Source organism: Psychrobacter sp. AOP7-C1-14, from assembly GCF_052376135.1.
Classification (GTDB): domain Bacteria; phylum Pseudomonadota; class Gammaproteobacteria; order Pseudomonadales; family Moraxellaceae; genus Psychrobacter.
The window spans coordinates 89,331-106,992 of sequence record NZ_JBQSVH010000006.1; the positions used below are offsets into that span (position 1 = coordinate 89,331).

The 17,662-nt window shown below is 44.6% G+C and carries 13 protein-coding genes; 7 read left to right on the forward strand and 6 right to left on the reverse strand.

Annotation, left to right across the window (positions count from 1 at the left end; genetic code table 11):
• Positions 1-27 precede the first annotated feature (27 nt).
• From ggt to cysE, 5 genes are all read left to right on the forward strand, one after another.
• Positions 28-1,995 (forward strand): gamma-glutamyltransferase, encoded by a 1,968-nt coding sequence (gene ggt / locus ACT3QN_RS06450; RefSeq protein ID WP_444522100.1) that lies wholly within the window; start codon positions 28-30, stop codon positions 1,993-1,995.
• A gap of 295 nt (positions 1,996-2,290) precedes the next feature.
• Complete coding sequence (dnaE, locus tag ACT3QN_RS06455) at positions 2,291-6,010, forward strand: DNA polymerase III subunit alpha (protein WP_444522099.1); 3,720 nt, start codon at positions 2,291-2,293, stop codon at positions 6,008-6,010.
• 72 nt (positions 6,011-6,082) lie between these two features.
• Complete coding sequence (locus ACT3QN_RS06460) at positions 6,083-6,463, forward strand: Hpt domain-containing protein (RefSeq protein WP_444522098.1); 381 nt, start codon at positions 6,083-6,085, stop codon at positions 6,461-6,463.
• Positions 6,463-7,350 carry an RNA methyltransferase gene (locus ACT3QN_RS06465; RefSeq protein ID WP_444522097.1) on the forward strand — a complete coding sequence of 296 codons (888 nt, stop codon included), beginning with the start codon at positions 6,463-6,465 and terminating at the stop codon, positions 7,348-7,350. The genes ACT3QN_RS06460 and ACT3QN_RS06465 overlap by 1 nt, the downstream gene beginning before the upstream one ends.
• 214 nt (positions 7,351-7,564) lie before the next feature.
• On the forward strand, positions 7,565-8,434 hold the full coding sequence (cysE, locus tag ACT3QN_RS06470; protein WP_444522138.1) for a serine O-acetyltransferase: 870 nt from the start codon (positions 7,565-7,567) through the stop codon (positions 8,432-8,434).
• Positions 8,435-8,576: 142 nt separating this feature from the next.
• Here the strand turns inward: cysE and ACT3QN_RS06475 are convergent, their stop codons facing one another.
• The 6 genes from ACT3QN_RS06475 to pheA all read right to left on the reverse strand — a co-directional run bounded on the left by ACT3QN_RS06475 (position 8,577) and on the right by pheA (position 15,604).
• Positions 8,577-9,122, reverse strand: a complete 546-nt coding sequence (locus tag ACT3QN_RS06475) for a 2-amino-4-hydroxy-6-hydroxymethyldihydropteridine diphosphokinase (protein WP_444522096.1) — start codon at positions 9,120-9,122, stop codon at positions 8,577-8,579.
• Positions 9,112-9,537 (reverse strand): dihydroneopterin aldolase, encoded by a 426-nt coding sequence (gene folB / locus ACT3QN_RS06480; protein ID WP_444522095.1) that lies wholly within the window; start codon positions 9,535-9,537, stop codon positions 9,112-9,114. The genes ACT3QN_RS06475 and folB overlap by 11 nt, the downstream gene beginning before the upstream one ends.
• A gap of 44 nt (positions 9,538-9,581) precedes the next feature.
• The gene (gene rarD, locus ACT3QN_RS06485) at positions 9,582-10,544 is read right to left on the reverse strand and encodes an EamA family transporter RarD (protein ID WP_444522094.1); all 963 of its coding nucleotides are present in this window, start codon (positions 10,542-10,544) and stop codon (positions 9,582-9,584) included.
• A gap of 195 nt (positions 10,545-10,739) precedes the next feature.
• Positions 10,740-13,073: a bifunctional prephenate dehydrogenase/3-phosphoshikimate 1-carboxyvinyltransferase gene (locus tag ACT3QN_RS06490; protein ID WP_444522093.1), complete on the reverse strand. Its 2,334-nt coding sequence runs from the start codon at positions 13,071-13,073 to the stop codon at positions 10,740-10,742.
• Between the two features lie 110 nt (positions 13,074-13,183).
• On the reverse strand, positions 13,184-14,326 hold the full coding sequence (gene hisC, locus ACT3QN_RS06495) for a histidinol-phosphate transaminase (RefSeq protein ID WP_444522092.1): 1,143 nt from the start codon (positions 14,324-14,326) through the stop codon (positions 13,184-13,186).
• A gap of 105 nt (positions 14,327-14,431) precedes the next feature.
• Positions 14,432-15,604 carry a prephenate dehydratase gene (gene pheA / locus ACT3QN_RS06500; RefSeq protein ID WP_444522091.1) on the reverse strand — a complete coding sequence of 391 codons (1,173 nt, stop codon included), beginning with the start codon at positions 15,602-15,604 and terminating at the stop codon, positions 14,432-14,434.
• A 458-nt stretch (positions 15,605-16,062) separates the two neighbouring features.
• On the opposite strand from pheA, the gene ACT3QN_RS06505 reads away from it, so the two are divergent.
• Together ACT3QN_RS06505 and ACT3QN_RS06510 are read left to right on the forward strand one after the other, a co-directional pair.
• Positions 16,063-17,004, forward strand: a complete 942-nt coding sequence (locus ACT3QN_RS06505; protein ID WP_444522090.1) for a transaldolase — start codon at positions 16,063-16,065, stop codon at positions 17,002-17,004.
• A gap of 105 nt (positions 17,005-17,109) precedes the next feature.
• Positions 17,110-17,577, forward strand: coding sequence for a hypothetical protein (locus tag ACT3QN_RS06510; protein WP_444522089.1), 468 nt, complete (start codon positions 17,110-17,112; stop codon positions 17,575-17,577).
• The last annotated feature ends 85 nt before the right edge of the window (positions 17,578-17,662 follow it).

Below are 17,662 nucleotides of genomic sequence, written 5' to 3' on the forward strand. Positions count from 1 at the left end.
TTCCACTCGCGTAAAAAGGACTTTGCGATGTCACAGTTATTATACCGCCACCGTCGAACCGCTCAGCAACGTAAACCAAAAATTAATACTCTATTCAAATCTAGTGTATTACTCATTACCAGTACGCTGTTGCTATCTATATCCGCACACGCTGTAGAGCCATCAGACTCAACAAGTAACGCGACGGTCAATAACACAGCCATTAATACCAGTGCAATAAACTTGGCCATTATGGCTGATAGTCCAACGGTACTGTCTGAAACCAAGCGCATCACGCGAGCGAAGACCGATACACTTAGCACCGCATCGAACAATGCTAATACCGCCAATATTGCTAATAGCGACCAAGCTATTTACTCTGAAGATGCTATTCATCATCCAGTTTGGGCAAAGAACGGCATGGTCGCTACCCAAGAAGCGCTGGCATCCGACATCGGCCTGCAGATTCTAAAGGACGGTGGTAATGCAGTGGATGCTGGCGTTGCGGTGGGTTTTGCCCTAGCTGTAACCTTGCCGCGTGCGGGTAATATCGGTGGTGGCGGTTTTATGATGATTTATGATGCCAAGCAAGGAAAAACGGTGGCGCTTGATTACCGTGAAAAAGCACCAAGTAGCGCCTCACGCGATATGTACCTTGATAAAGAAGGCAATGCTGTTAGCGATTTATCTCGTTATCATGGCTTAGCCGTTGGTGTGCCAGGGACGGTAGCAGGACTCCTAAAAGCATTAGAAGAGCATGGTACGATGAGCCGCGAGCAAGTCATGGCACCAGCGATAGCACTGGCTGAAGACGGTATAGAAGTCACCGCTGGCTTGTCAGAGTCACTCACTGCGTTGAGCGATCGCTTGCAGAAATGGCCAAGTACCAAAAAAGTGTTTTTTAAACCAGACGGCAGTGCCTATCAGCCAGGCGAACGTTTAAAACAACCTGAGCTTGCGCATTCGCTAAAACTAATTGCCGCACAAGGGGCTGATGGGTTTTATAAGGGTGAAACGGCTCAAAAGCTGGTCAAAGCAGTCAATGAAGCAGGCGGTAGCATGAGCCTGCAAGACTTAGCCGATTACGATGCCATCGCTCGCAAACCTGTCAAAGGTGACTATCGTGGCTATGAGATTGTCTCTATGCCGCCGCCCTCTTCTGGTGGTATTCACATCGTGCAGATTTTAAATATTTTAGAAGGCTATCCGCTCAAAGACTACGGTCAAAACAGCGCACAGACTATTCATTTAATGGCGGAAGCGATGCAATTGGCGTATGCAGATCGTGCTGAATATTTAGGTGATTCTGACTTTATTAACGTGCCTGACAGCGGCTTAACGTCACAAGCCTATGCGGATAAACTGCGTACATTGATTAACCCCAGCAAAGCCACGCCAGCAGCAACTATCAAAGCGAACAATCCTCTGCCGTACGAGAGTGATCAAACCACGCACTTCTCTATTGTCGATAAAGAAGGCAATGCCATAGCTAATACTTATACGTTGAACTTCTCTTATGGCACAGGCCTCGTTGCGGATGGTACAGGCATTTTGCTTAATAATGAAATGGATGATTTCTCTGCCAAACCCGGCGTACCCAATGGCTATGGTTTGCTTGGTGGCGATGCCAATGCTGTGGAAGCCAATAAGCGCCCACTATCCTCTATGAGTCCAACGTTTGTATTCAAAGACAGCAAACCCTATATCGTCACTGGTAGCCCAGGTGGTAGCCGTATCATCACGACCGTCACTCAAATCATCTCCAACGTCATCGACCATGATATGAATATCGCTGAGGCAACACATGCGCCGCGTATTCACGATCAATGGCTACCTGATGAAATTCGAGTGGAAAAAGCACTGAATATAGACACAGTGAAAAAGCTCGAATCGATGGGTCATACCGTCAGTCCAAAATCTGCGATGGGCTCCACACAATCTATCATGCTCACACCAAATGGTATTTATGGGTCTTCTGACCCCCGCATTGTCGATGCAGCGGTTGTTGGTTACTAAATAAACTGACTTTAATTATCAATAACATAGCCCTCTATACTTTGTTGTATTGAGGGCTTTTTGACGTTATCTATAACCTAATTCGCATGAGATGATGACTTAACTCACTTAGATTAAACCCTTTGAACCAGTGGCTGTCTGCGGCAAATAATGCTATTATTGACGACCCCATTTAAAACGTATCAATATGGCTATCGAGGTCTTATCCGCCGCTAGATATCAGTATAATTGATTGATAATAATCAATTATTTTATCGGTAGCTTGTTCTTTTGATCGTACCAGTAAGAGTCTTCTATGGCATTTGTACACCTTGGTATTCACAGCGAATATTCCATCACCGATTCTATCGTACGTATCAAGCCGCTGGTAAAAGCGGCTGCAGCTGATAATCAGCGCGCGTTGGCATTGACCGATTTGTCCAACTTATATGCCACGGTGAAGTTTTATCGTGCCTGCTTAGGTGCTGGCATCAAACCTATTATTGGTAGTGACGTCATCATGGATAGTGAGGACACACGCCTCACCCTACTTGCAATGAATAACGAAGGGTATCAAAACATTACCCGTATCGTATCGCTTGGGTTTACCGAAGGCCGCGCTGACCCTGCCAATCATGGTACGCCAGTTATCAAGCGTCATCATATCTTAGAGCATGCTGCAGGTGTGATTGTGCTACTCACGGAGAAGTCAGACGTGGGTCAAGCATTGGTCGGCTCGATGCCAGAAAAAGCCGATGAACTACTCACAGAATGGCAAGCAAAGTTTGACGACCGCTTGTACTTTGCGATTAAGCGTACCAATCGTTCAGGCGAAGATGCTTTTATTAGAGCAGCTATTCATTCAGGTGCCAAACATAACATTCCTATCATTGCGCATAACGATGTGCGTTTCTTAGAGCAAGATGACTTTGATGCCCATGAAGCCCGTGTTTGTATTGCGGGCTCTTATGTCCTTGCTGACCCGAACCGTCCGCAGACTTACTCAGATGAGCAATATCTAAAAACTCAAGAACAAATGGCCCAGCTATTTTCTGATATCCCGCAAGTCATTGACAACACCTTGCGCTTGGCAACCCGCTGCAATGTGACTTTGACGCTCGGTATTAATGTCCTACCTGATTTTCCTGTGCCTGAAGGCGAAACGATTGAGACGTTCTTTCGCGCAGAGTCGCAGCGCGGTCTTGAACATCGCTTAGATAAGCTCTTTCCAGTGGAATCACGTACTGATAACTGGAGCGATTTTCGCCAAAGATACGATGAGCGCCTAGAGTATGAGTTGGATATTATTTTATCCATGGGCTTTCCGGGTTACTTCCTAATCGTTATGGACTTCATCCGCTGGGCAAAAGCCAACGGTGTGCCTGTTGGACCTGGACGTGGTTCTGGTGCGGGTTCATTGGTTGCATACGCGCTAAACATCACCGATCTTGATCCGATTCATTACGACCTGTTATTCGAGCGCTTCTTGAATCCAGAGCGGGTATCCATGCCCGATTTCGATATCGACTTTTGTATTGAAGGTCGTGATCGTGTCATTGATTATGTCGCGCAAACCTATGGCCGTGATGCTGTATCACAGATTATCACCTTTGGTACCATGGCAGCGAAAGCGGTCGTGCGAGATGTAGCGCGCGTACAAAGCAAATCGTACTTTTTGGCCAATAAAATATCTAAGTTAATTCCAAAAACCCCTGGTATTACCTTGAGCCAAGCACTTGAGCAGGAACCTCAGCTCAAAGACTTGATCTCTAATCCTGATAATATGGATTATGAAGATGCCATTGAGATTTGGGAGATGGCGATTAAACTTGAAGGCGTTTGCCGAAATGTCGGCAAGCATGCAGGCGGCGTATTGATTGCGCCGCACAAAATCACGGACTTTAGCGCTATTTATTGTGATGACGAAGGTCACCGTGTCAGCCAGTTTGATAAAGATGATGTCGAAGCAGTTGGCTTGGTAAAGTTTGACTTTTTGGGTCTACGTAACTTAACCGTCATTGATGCTGCTGTTGAAAACATCAATTTACGCCGTGCAAAAGAAAACGTACCTGCCTTAGTTTTAGAAGACTTGCCATTAGATGACAGCAAAGCCTATAAGCTACTACAAGACGCCAAAACCACTGCCGTTTTTCAGCTAGAAAGTATGGGCATGAAAAAGTATCTTGCCAAACTGCAACCAACCAATATCGAGGACGTCATCGCCATGTGTGCGCTGTATCGTCCCGGCCCACTCGATGCAGGCATGGTAGAGATGTATATTGACCGTAAGCATGGTCGCGAAGAAGTCATCTATGACCACCCTAATCTTGAGCCGATTTTAGAAAACACCAATGGCGTTATTGTCTATCAAGAACAGGTCATGCAAATCTCACAGGTGATGGCAGGCTATAGTTTGGGCGGTGCTGACATGCTACGCCGCGCTATGGGTAAAAAGAAACCTGAAGAGATGGCAAAGCAGCGCGATATTTTTGTCACTGGTGCAACCTCACAAGGTATTGATGAAGTCACATCAGGCGGCGTGTTTGACTTGATGGAGAAATTTGCAGGTTATGGTTTTAACCGCTCACATTCTGCGGCTTATGGCGTATTGGCTTATCAAACGGCTTATCTAAAACAGTACTACCCTGCCGAATTTATGGCGGCGGTCTTAACCTCTGATATGAACAACACCGACAACGTCGTGTTCTTTATCAATGACTGCCGTGAAAACTTTGGGCTAACCGTCGTCAATCCTTCGGTCAATCGCAGTGAATGGCATTTCGTCGCCGATACTCCGACCAATATCATCTATGGTCTTGGCGCTATCAAGGGCGTGGGTGAAGGTGCGGTAGAATCTATCGTCGATGCACGCCGACGCGAAGGACCGTTTAAAGACTTATATGACTTCTGCCGCCGCGTTGATATCAAAAAAGTCAATAAACGCACGCTTGAAGCACTGGTCAGCGCAGGCTGTTTTGATGATTTTGCCGCCACGCTACGCCCTGACTTGCCGGCTGATGAGGCTTACGAGATTCGCGGCGCGTTGATGAGTCAATTGCCAAGCGCGGTACAAGCCGCTGAACAAGACCGTCAAAACCGCGAAATCGGTATGATGGATTTGTTTGGTGAAATGGATGGTGTGGTCGCAGCACCGCCGTTGGTCATGACGCCAGAGCTCATTTGGGGTGATAAACACCGCCTAAAAGCTGAAAAAAACACATTAGGGTTGTACTTAACGGGACATCCAATCAATGAGTATTTGGATGAATTGAAACGTTACACCTCTGGTGCACGTCTCGACAAGTTAACTGATACTGGCTATAACGGCAGCTGCTATTTCTCAGGGCTTATCATAGATATTGCCAACTTTGGTAATCGCAACGTGATTACTTTGGATGATGGCACATCAAGACTCGAGGTTAGTTGCTATGCTGAGCGCTTTAATCGTGTCAAAGAGCAATTAAAAATCGATGAAGTCGTCATCATCAAAGGCAGTATACGAGAGCGTGACGGGCGTTTGTTCGCACGTCTTGATAGTGCTATGAGCATGGTAGATGCCAGATTACGTTGGCTCAAAAAAATCAGTATCAAAGTTCACGGTAGTGATATTAATTTGCTCACACGACTACAACCCCTACTCAAATCGGCCCAAGCTGACATCATTCCCGAGCCGCGTCTGGCCTATAACCAAGAGCAAGACGAGCAAGGTAGCAACGGTAACAATACCTACGACCCTGCAATGGGTGGCAGCTTGTATGATGAAAACGGCAATGATTTACTGGCGTTAGAGAGCGACATGAACCATGACGCAGCCAATCAAAATGGCATGTCAGCCAGCTATGCTAATAATGCTCTAAGTAATACTGACGCCTCTATCAATGATAATTGTCTGCCACTTGGAATCAGCATTTATGAGGTCTACGGTATCGCAAATGTCGGACTGTCTGAGCACTGGCGCGTTTACCCAAATGATGACAACCTGCAGGCATTAAAAACTTTGGTTAGTGAAGAGAACTTACATTTCCATTACAGCTAAGACGTACATTACGTTTTAAAAATTCATTATAGTAATCTTATTGCTTTAACTTTTATAAATTGGACAACCACCATGGATAACACGACAAATAATAATACGCTCGGACAAACTGATGAAGAAATTATCAATCATGAACAGTTCGAGGACATGCGTGACCTGCTTGAAGAGGACTTTGTTGATTTGATACAAGTGTATTTCACTGATAGTCAGCAAAGAGTTTCAGCGCTACGAGTTGCCCATCAAAAAGACGATAATGCCAATGGCTTTGAAACTGCTCATGCTTTAAAAGGTGCTAGCGCCAACTTGGGTGCGACTCAATTAGTTCGTCTTAGCAGTCAGTTACAAGAGTATTGCCGTGAGCGCCGTATCGATGAGCAAGCCGTTCTTATCGAAGAGATTGCCATTGCATTACACCGTGCTGAACAAGAAATCAATCAAAGACTGGGACAATAATGAATAACGACGCTTCATTAGCAGTATCATCACATGCCCACACCGCAAGCGACTACCTTGATTGCCTGCAAGTGGTCATGGTCAATACGACTTTGCCCGCTAATATTGGTTCAGCTGCCCGTGCGATGCATACGATGGGTTTATCACGTTTGACAGTTGTCGACCCCAAATTACCGATTGATGAAACCAGTGTGTCTCATGCAGCAGGTGGCAATGATCTGTTATCGTCCGCTTTAATTACACCGACTTTAGAGGCTGCTATCTCAGACTGTCAATTGGTATTTGCCGCCAGCAGTCGAAGCCGTCACTTACCTCGCCCTGTCGTAACACCTACGCAAGCCGCTAAGATTATGTTTGACTTTATCGATGCACAGACGGCTTTAAGTACAGACGATGGTAATGTTGATAACTCATCTGCCGTTACTTCTAACAAACCAAATATCGCTATCTTATTTGGACGTGAAGACCGTGGATTGACCAATGAAGAATTGGCTTATGCCGATTATCATATTCAAATCGATGCCAATCCTGCTTACCCTGTATTAAATGTTGCATCAGCCGTGCAAGTCATCGCTAGCTTTATCTTTGCTTATGTTCAAACACATACTCAGACAGTGGATAGTTTAGATTCGGATACAAGCACAGACGTCCAATCGACAATCAATGTGAATTTGCGTCAGCAATGGGATGAGCCTGCTATTAATCAGCAGCAGCTGCAACAGCTGACTCAGCGTACTACTGACCTTATGGTACAGCGAGGTTTAGCAAATAGCGAACATCTAAAATCATTGCCATCACGCTTGTCCAGACTTGGGTCACGCCTACAGCTTGATCAAAAAGAATATCAGCTATTAAGCGCTTTGATTGCAAAACTATTAAAAGACTGAAATAAGTAATAGTTTGTTTGACAGCTTTTTACTATATTTTGCCGTATAAAGCTGTTATAACTTGCAGAAGCTTAGCGAAAATATATATTCCTGATTATCTAAATTTTACGACTATAGATTATAGGTATCGCTGTTTTCGCAACGACACTCTACCGACGAATAAATAGGACGCTTTATGTCATTGCCATCCAAATTATTCAAATCACTTATTACTATTAAGAACGATTTGAAAGAAGATATTGATGCAGTATTTACCCGAGATCCTGCGGCACGTAATAGTCTAGAAGTCGTCCTAACTTATCCAGGCATTCATGCGCTTGTTTTGCATCGCGGTGCGCACTGTCTTTGGAACAATGAACAAAAACTAGCCGCTCGCGTGGTCTCTTACGGCTCACGTATCATGACAGGTATCGAGATTCATCCTGCGGCTAAGATTGGTAAGCGCTTTTTTATCGATCATGGTGTCGGCGTCGTTATCGGTGAGACCGCTGAAATTGGTAACGATGTTACCTTATATCACGGTGTCACTTTAGGCGGTGTGTCTTGGAATAATGGCAAACGTCATCCAACGCTAGAAGACGGTGTGACAGTTGGTGCTGGTGCAAAAGTACTAGGGCCATTCACGGTCGGTAAAAATGCTAAAATCGGCTCAAATGCCGTAGTGGTCAAACCTGTGCCAGCCGGTGCTACGATGGTCGGTAATGCGGCACGCATGATCTCAGATTATCACGATGAAAAAGGCAATCCAATCGCGACAAAAGTACAAGACACTAAGCAACAAGAGAAAGTTGACCACGCTGGCGAGAATAAAGATCAGAACAAGAATACTACCTCTACTACAAAACGCACCAATACCTTCCGTGCTTACGGTATCGACCCTTATTCACAAGATCCTGTCGCAGAAGCCTTTTCTAAAATGCTCGAACACATTCAGCAATCAGAGAATCGCCTCGATCAATTGCAGTCAGCGATGTGCGATATTGATCCTAATTTTTGCAAAAAGGAATACGATAAACTTTGTCTAGAGGATTTGGATGTGATTGGTCGTGCTGATATGAATGAGGAAGATAGCGAGCAAAAGTAAGTACTAGAATTTTAGTAAAAAAAACAAAACTAAGAGAAGTACAATATATTGTATTTCCCTTAGTTTTATCTACCACAAAAATATCGGTTAAAATAAACAACTTTATTAACTATCCACCTATTGCTTAACTTTCGCTTAAATATCATTTAAATGCCAAAGAATTAGATTCAGTCAGCTCTTCGACTCCTGCTTCCTCGTGCGCTTTAAACGGATAACGATCTGCCATTATTATCCAATCAGATATTAGTTTGGATATGAACTTTTTGCTTAGGCTATTTTCCATATTGACCAACCTAATCATCAGAATATCAACATCCATCGTCACTCGTCTCACTTGATTCGGCTCAGTCTGTCGACATCTATTACAGTCCCCTTCAAGGGTTTTAAATGTTTGCTGTAGTTGCTGTAGGCTCATTGGGGTGTTCAGTGTTAAATGGACACACTGATTGGTATAGTCAGGCTTTGGCTGTACCATGGTCGCCGTAAAGTCGGGATTTTGAAACGCTGTAGACAATCGTATACTACCTAACGCTGCCAAGCTCTTGCGAGCAAGCGGTAAATATTTTTCGGCTTGATAATTGCTACCTAGCGCTAATACAACCTCTACCACAGGCTGCGTTTGCACAGTCTCAGGTGCGCATTGTGTCAGTGTTCCCAAATCTGACTCAACTGATATTTTATGCATCATTAGCTTGGCTATCATTAGCTTCTTTGGCAGCTAGCTCGTTGGTTGATGCTGGCGCATAGCGCGTTATTTGCACTCCTACTGCATCGGCTTGAGCAATGGCAGTAGGCTTAGCAACGCTTAAAGTGATTTTTTGACAGGCATATTTTGCAAAAATTTTGTCAATGACCTGACCAGCTAAATGCTCAAGCAGCTTTGCTTGTATCTCTTTGCACCACTTACTCACATCATCGCAGACTTCTTTGTAGCTCAGTGCATCGCTGACATCATCTGATATAGCAGCAGCGCTGATGTCCGTCTCCAGCGCGATGTCTATGAGTAACGGCTGAGTAATGGCTCGCTCCCAATCAAACACCCCTATCACTGCATCAACTTTTAGACCTTTTATAAAAACTACGTCAGATTGAGTATGAAGCATGCTTTCATCCTTGTTTGCTAATTTTTTATTCACATTTCTAATGTTTATTTAACCGACTGTAGAGCTTCTTCACGTTGGCGCGCCGCCTTCAACACTTTACTCGGACGATGTCGCCATAAGTCAATACTGAATAATAGCAGACCTAGCCAAATCAGGCCAAAGACTGCCAAACGATGTAAGTCAAATGGTTCTTTATAATAAAATACTGCCAAGAAGAAAATAAATGTCGGCGTCAGATAGTTCATAAAGCTCAGAATACTATAAGCAACGAGCTTAGTAGACTTATTAAATAACAAAAGCGGTATTAGCGTAATTGGGCCTGCAATCATAAGTAGCCAAATATTTGAGCTAAACCAAAAGCTCAACTGGCTACTGACCACATCCGATTGCCAAAACCACCAAAGAAAGATAGGAACGAGCATGGTAGTTTCGACAAACATCGCATCAACAGGTGTGAGCGGCGTTTGGCGCTGAATCGTACCATAAGTACTGAAACTAAAGGCTAGCACAAGCGATAACCACGGTAGACTACCTATCATCACCACTTGAATGACCACAGATAACAGTGCAAAACCGATTGCGACCCACTGCAAGCGTCGCAATCGCTCTTTGAACAAAATCATCGATAGTGCAACACCAACGAGCGGGCCAATAAAGTAGCCCAAACTTGCCTCAAGGATACGGTCATGATTGACCGCCCATACGTAAGTAAGCCAGTTAGTCGCAATGATAATACCTGATATAAAAGTTAATGCGATCCATCTTGGATTCTGCTTCAGCGTATTTATCCATTGCCAGCGTTTGGTCGCGACTACTACGATGAGCAAACACGCAAACGTCCAAATAATACGATGACCGATAACTTCTGTCGCGTTATAAGCAGCCAATTGCTTGAAATAAAGAGGAAAAGCGCCCCAAATACAGAAAGCGATAAGTGCAGTAATAATACCGCTTCTCGTCGTTTTGATGGGAACTACGGGTTTTTTGACAACATTTTGGGTGGTCATAATACAATACAACGTGTTAGAGCAAAGCGCACTCTCACCTAATTCTGATTATTATTGTCGATTGAATAGTGAGAGTGCAGGGTTACTACAGTGAGATTATAAGGTAAAAAGCAATGTACTCATGCCAATAGTGACACGAGTACATTGCTAACAATGTTAGATTAAATCTTTGAGCGTTAATGGTGGATTAGTGACTTATTCAGCACCAGCATCCACTTGAATAGACATACCGATTTGATTAGCAAGTTCAGCAAATCCTGGGAAGCTAGTATTAACCGTTTCAACCCCTTCGATAGTGATTTGCTTAGACGCACGCAGACTGGCTACAGAGAAGCTCATCGCAATACGATGATCATGATGCGAGATAATATGACCGCCACCAAATACAGGCTGACTATTATTTATGTCGCCATTCTCAGTAGCAGCGCCTTTGCCTTCAATAATCAAACCATCATCAGTAACAGTACAATCAATACCAAGCGTATGCAACCCTTCCGCCATCACAGCAATACGGTCTGATTCTTTAACACGCAACTCCTTGGCACCAGTTAACACTGTACGGCCTTTCGCACAACTAGCCGCGATGAATAGCACAGGAAACTCATCGATTGCCAGTGGTACGAGATACTCTGGTATCTCAATACCGACTAGGTTTGAGCTGCGAATCGTAATATCAGCAACTGGTTCGCCGCCCACATGCGTCTCATTGCTTAGGCTAATATCCGCTTGCATCAGCTTCAAAATGTCAATAACACCAGTACGCGTAGGATTGATACCTACTTGCGTCAAGGTCAGCTCACTATTTTGACTGATGGCTGCTGCTGCCATAAAAAACGCTGCAGATGAAATATCAGCAGGGACAGCGATATCGCCGCCTGTCAATGTACCGCCACCAGTGACACTGATACGGTTGCCTTCTACGGTTACTGGATAACCAAAGGCCGATAACATACGCTCGGTGTGGTCACGGCTGACCTCAGGCTGTGTGACGGTTGTTGTCCCCTCGCTCCACAGTCCTGCTAGTAGTAAGCAAGACTTTACTTGAGCTGAAGCAACTGGCATATCATATTCAGTGCCTTGTAATGGCTTGCCAGCTGTATCACGACCAGTGATGCTAAGCGGTGCCGTACCACTATGACCAGTACTCTGTATAACCGCACCCATCGATCGTAGCGGTGCAGCAACACGCTCCATCGGGCGCTTATTTAAGCTCGTATCACCTGTCAACACGCTATCAAATGATTGTGCCGCCAAGATCCCAGATAGCAGACGCATACTGGTGCCAGAATTACCCATGTATAAAGGTGTTTTGCTAGGTTTAAGACCGTTCATTCCGACACCATGAATGGTTAACTTACCATTATCAGGACCTTCGATAGTCACACCCATATCACGGAATGCCTGCAGCGTCGCTAACGCATCTTCTCCTTCCAAAAACCCAGTAACGTTTGTCACGCCTGTGGCAAGACTGCCGAGCATAATGCTGCGATGCGAGATAGATTTGTCACCAGGAATCGCGATGGTGCCAGAAACAGTATTGCTAGGGGTAATATTATAAGAAGCTGACATGGCAGAGGTATCCGTATAAGGGGTGCTGGCTAACATATGGCCGAAATGTCGCCGTGCGGCTTGCGCGCGGCCCAAAAGTCCCATCAGGGCAGTTGAATCTTTATCAATAATAAGCTGGCGCATTGTTTGTAAATAGACACCATACTCATCAAGGGCGCTGACAATCGCGCTTTGGTTGGCAAAAAATATATCATGCCACATTTTAGGGTCACTGGCGGCGATACGCGTAAAATCGCGAAACCCACCAGCGGCATAACGAAACATATCTAAATTGTCATCATGGCTTGCCAATTGCTCAACCAAATTAAAGGCCAGCAGATGTGGCAAGTGACTGGTATGCGCCAATATACGATCATGGTGCTCAGCATCCATTGACATGACATTTGCGCCTACTGATTCCCACAACAATCGCAACTTCGCAATAGAAGTTGAACTGGTTGCCGGTAATTCACAGATAATAACGCTATGATTAACAAATAAACTGGCGCGGCGAGCATGATACCCTGAATTTTCAGCCCCAGCAATTGGATGCGCTGGCACTAATCCTGTCGGCAGCGAGCCGAACACCGCTTTAGCAGCATCAATGATATTGACCTTAGTACTACAGACATCCGTCATGATGCAATCACTGGCAAGCTGTCCGTTATCCATCGCTTGTTTGATATCCACAAACACTGTTTGGACCGCTTGGACTGGAACTGCAATGATAATCAAATCACTACCATCAATGACGTCCTTTAGATTTTCACTACCTGCATCTAGTAGACCATGCTCAATAGCTTCTGTAATACTTGGCGCATGTCTATCGACTGCTACCAGTCGCTCACTTAAGCCATTATCTTTAATGGCTTGAGCAAAACTGGCACCAATCAGCCCAAGTCCAATCACACAAACTTGTTTAAATATAGGCGGCGTAGTATTTAGAAACGATTGAAGTTTATTATTTTTCTGACTACTCACGGCTTTTCTCGTTGGAAACACTAAAACATGGGTAGAGCCAGTCTTAGTGTTATAAATTTTAATGGCTAATTAAGAACAGTTTTTAAATTAAGATCCACTTATGGATGCGTTTAGTCTTCAGTCAAAATAGAGCGTAAGGTATCAATCAAACGCAGATTGTCTTCAGCCACACCTACTGTGATACGCAGCCAGTTAGGCAATCCATAACCATCCAGCGGACGGACAATCACGCCTTGTTCAAGTAGCGCTTGATGGATAGAAGTAGCGGTGATGTCTTCCATCTCAACCTGTACCTCGACCATAATGAAATTGGCATGCGACTTCACAAAGCCCAGTCCTAGCGCGTCAAACTGCTTTTCTAGCCAGCGCATTTGCTCGTTATTTATTAGGCGAGTTTTTTCGATAAATTCTTGATCAGCCAGTGCAGCGGCAGCGGCGGCTAAACCAACACGGCTAACGTTAAATGGCTGACGAATGCGGTTTAGTAAATCCGCCACTGCCACCGAGCTTAGAGCATAACCTACGCGCAAACCTGCCAGCCCATAGGCTTTGGAAAAAGTGCGCACAATAATGACGTTGTCAAACTCGTCTAATAGCGCGCGATTATTACTCTCAGGACTATACTCAATATAAGCTTCATCTAGTACTACCAAGACTGAGCTTGGCACACTGGCAACAAACTGGCGCAGCTCTTTTTGCTCTAGCTGTGTACCCGTTGGATTGTTTGGATTGGCGATAAAGACAATTTTGGTGTTCGGATTGTCTTGCACCGCTTGGCTCATGGCTTTTAGGTTGTGACCAAAGCGTTGAGCAGGCACTTCGATATCTATCGCACCTTGCATCTTCGCTAGCATCGAATATACCACAAAGGCATACTGACTATAGACGATAGCATCGCCCTTACCCACAAAACTACGCGCTAGAATGTCAAGCAAATCATCAGAACCATTACCCAAGGTAATTTGATTGGCACTGACATCGTTAAAGTCAGCCAGCGCTTGCTTTAGATAGTAACCATTGCCATCAGGATAACGCGACAACTGCCCTAGCTGCTCAGTCACTGCTAACGTCACTCGTGGTGAGCATCCCATTGGGTTTTCATTACTAGCCAACTTTACCACATCTGATACACCATACTCACGTGTCAGCTCCTCAATTGGCTTACCTGTTTGATAAGGTGCCAATGCCAAAATACTGTCGTACGCTGGTGTTAACGGCAATAGATATGACGCGGTCAATTGAGTAGTCTGCATGGTTTATCCTTAGATGCTATCTGTAAATGCTTTTCGTGGATAATATTTCTAAAAGCTAAGACCCATCTATTATGTATGAATACCTGTGAGTAAGCCTATAGTCGTCTATAGGACAGCTTTTGGATATGAGCCCAATATGCGTAAATCTTTGACTAATGGACGAATATCATTGATGGCGGCGCTAACGTTTGGATCATTAACATGACCATTCATGTCGATAAAGAATACGTAGGCCCATTTATTAGGACGCTCAGGACGCGTCTCAATGCTGGTCATTGAGACGCCGTGATATGACAGAGGTTTCAAGATTTCGATCAGTGCGCCTGCTTTATCATGAGCTGAAACGACGATTGAGGTTTTGTCTTGGCCAGATGGCGCAATCGCTTCATGACCAATAATAAGGAAACGCGTGGTATTACTTGGATTGTCTTCGATATTTGAGTAAAGCTTGTGTAGATCGTATTCTGCAGCAGCAACGTCACCTGCAATCGCGGCTGAATGCCATTCGTTTTTGAGACGGCGAGCAGCTTCACCATTGCTCGATACGGCAACACGTTCAACATTAGGGAAGTTGACATCTAGCCAATGACGGCACTGAGCAAGCGACTGCTGATGCGAATAAATACGGCTTAAGCCGTCAATTTTGGTATGTTCAGCAACCAAGAAGTTTTGATGGATTGGAAGCTCAACTTCACCAATGATCTTTAAGGTAGAAGATAAGAAGCCATCTAGAGTGTGGTTGACGACACCTTCTGAAGAGTTTTCAACAGGGACCACGCCATACATCGCTGTACCGGCTTCGACTTCGCGAAACACATCTGTAATGGTAGTCATTGGTACGGTATCAGCTGCTTTACCAAAGTGCTTTAGCGCAGCGGCATGCGTAAAGGTACCAATAGGGCCCAAAAAGGCAATACGCTGCGGCGCTTCTAAATCCAAGCATACTGACATGATTTCACGGAATAGGCGCGCCATTTTTTCATCAGCGATTGGACCTGCATTGCGTTCCATGACTGCTTTTAATACCTGCGCCTCACGCTCAGGACGATAAAAGATAGGATTGCTACTGTCATCAGCGGCAGTATGATTTTTTTTGACCATCGCCACTTGCTGAGCCAGCTTTGCACGGTTATTGATTAACGTTTGTATTTCACAGTCTACTGCGTCAATATTTTGGCGAATATTGTCTAAAAACTCTTTTTCAGTTGCGATATCGCTAGCGCCTGTAGTGGTTTGATTTAGATTATCCATTGTTTGCTCTGGTGACTGCTCGCTCATTACCGCCCATCCTTTTTAGATTTTATCGCTGATCGCTGTTAGGTATTACTGTTATTCAAATATTGTTGTTACTTAGGTAGCATCATTGCCAAATCTCACTGTTTTTCAGTTAAAGAGTGATGATAGAAACCCTATCCAAAATTGAGCTTAAAATAGTCTATCAAAAACACCTTATACTGCTAACGCTATTTGGCGTTAATGCTATATTTACTGCCAAATACAGCAGCTTGATACATAGTCGGCTCTACTATAGCAAAAACTGAGGTCAGTGCCCATTCGTAAATGCGTATAAATATACTAATTGTTATTAATATTAGCAAAGTTAAGCCAAATAACAGCGACGTATAGCACAACTATGAAGCAACACTGGCTCAAAACTGTGTTACAGTCTCAGTTCAGCTCCCTACCCGTTATATATAAGAGGAGCATCATGTGATTAATAAGAAAAAGGATACCTGATGAGCGCATTACAACAGCTACGCACTATGACTACCATTGTTGCTGATACTGGTGACCTTGCCGCTATTGCCCGTTTAAAACCTATCGATGCGACCACCAACCCAAGCCTTATCACTAAGGCCATGACTCATCCTGATAACCAGGGCATGCTGTCAGAAGCGATGAGTCGTCACAATGGTGACGTCGATGCCGTGATCGATGCGCTGACCGTTCAAGTCGGCTGTGATATTTTGGCGCTGATCGAAGGCCGAGTCTCTACCGAAGTCGACGCTCGTCTATCTTACGATACTCAAGCGACGATAGATAAGGCACTGGCCTTTATGGATGCTTACCAAAAAGCTGGCGTCGACTCAGAAAGAGTATTGATAAAAATGGCGGCGACTTGGCAAGGTATCGAGGCGGCGCGCTATCTTGAAACCCAAAATATTCACTGTAACCTAACCCTACTATTTGGACAACATCAAGCGATTGCCTGTGCAGATGCTGGCGTAACCCTAATATCGCCTTTTGTTGGACGTATTTTAGATTGGCAAAAACGCCAGCAAAGCCGTCAACACGTACCAGCCTCTGACGACATGGGCGTGCAGTCAGTCAAGCTCATTTATCAGTACTACAAGCAGCACGGTTACCAGACGCAAGTAATGGGCGCTAGTTTCCGCTCTACCGAGCAAATTCTAGCATTGGCAGGTTGTGATTTATTGACCATAGCTCCTAATCTTATTGACGAGCTGGCGGCTATGGACACTGAGGTAACTCGCCAACTGTCTCCAAGCATGTCAATGGATATGAAGGCGATGACTCAAGTGAGCTTAACGCACGAAGAGTTTAGCGCTGCGTATCAGCAAGATAAGGTTACGCAGGACTTATTACCTAAAGGCATTGATGGCTTTATCGGAGCGCGTGACGAGCTGGCTAAGACATTAGCAGCCATCCGCGGGTAATAATTCACACACAACGGATACTGGGCTGGCACAAAAGATATTTGCCTGCTAATAGTAAGTTGGCTATCATTACCTACTTCAAATGACAAGAAGCAAGGCTTAAGTATGAAACGGCTATCAATATTATTGGCAGGCAGTGCTTTAGCGATCAGCGCCCAGGCGGTCAACTGGGCAGAGGTGTCCGAGAGCAGCTCTGGATCAATTTTTAGTATAGATTTGGATTCTATTGAAAGCTCTGACATCCGTATCATAGATGAAAAAGACGTCGAAAATATCACAGTATCTGTTCTCAGAACCTATCCTAAAGACAAAGATACTAAAACCGATGACTCGCAGGAAGAAAAAAGCAGTATTGACCATAGTGAGCAACAATTACTGATTTCGTGTAAAGACGCTAGTTACTACAGACGAGCCTTTGTTAACTACGATGCTGAAGGCAAAGTAACCAAATCATGGCAGTCAGAAAAGCCAATATTGACCACAAAAGACTTTAAAACCACCACACCAAAGACAGTCGGTCGCACAGTGATAGAGCAGTCTTGTACAGCCTACGAGCAGAGCGAAGAGCAATAAATATAGCCTACTCAACACACATCAAAAAAAAGCGCCCTGATTATATGTCAGGGCGCTTTTTTATCGTAAGGAATGTCTAAAGCAG

What these genes read in the sequence shown, in the direction of transcription:
- rarD (WP_444522094.1), bottom strand. Translation starts at nt 10,544, where the DNA reads ATGACCACCCAAAATGTTGTCAAAAAACCCGTAGTTCCCATCAAAACG.
- ACT3QN_RS06475 (WP_444522096.1), bottom strand. Translation starts at nt 9,122, where the DNA reads ATGATGCATAAAATATCAGTTGAGTCAGATTTGGGAACACTGACACAA.
- pheA (WP_444522091.1), bottom strand. Translation starts at nt 15,604, where the DNA reads ATGAGCGAGCAGTCACCAGAGCAAACAATGGATAATCTAAATCAAACC.
- ACT3QN_RS06510 (WP_444522089.1), top strand. Translation starts at nt 17,110, where the DNA reads ATGAAACGGCTATCAATATTATTGGCAGGCAGTGCTTTAGCGATCAGC.
- ACT3QN_RS06465 (WP_444522097.1), top strand. Translation starts at nt 6,463, where the DNA reads ATGAATAACGACGCTTCATTAGCAGTATCATCACATGCCCACACCGCA.
- dnaE (WP_444522099.1), top strand. Translation starts at nt 2,291, where the DNA reads ATGGCATTTGTACACCTTGGTATTCACAGCGAATATTCCATCACCGAT.
- ACT3QN_RS06460 (WP_444522098.1), top strand. Translation starts at nt 6,083, where the DNA reads ATGGATAACACGACAAATAATAATACGCTCGGACAAACTGATGAAGAA.
- hisC (WP_444522092.1), bottom strand. Translation starts at nt 14,326, where the DNA reads ATGCAGACTACTCAATTGACCGCGTCATATCTATTGCCGTTAACACCA.
- ggt (WP_444522100.1), top strand. Translation starts at nt 28, where the DNA reads ATGTCACAGTTATTATACCGCCACCGTCGAACCGCTCAGCAACGTAAA.
- ACT3QN_RS06505 (WP_444522090.1), top strand. Translation starts at nt 16,063, where the DNA reads ATGAGCGCATTACAACAGCTACGCACTATGACTACCATTGTTGCTGAT.
- folB (WP_444522095.1), bottom strand. Translation starts at nt 9,537, where the DNA reads ATGCTTCATACTCAATCTGACGTAGTTTTTATAAAAGGTCTAAAAGTT.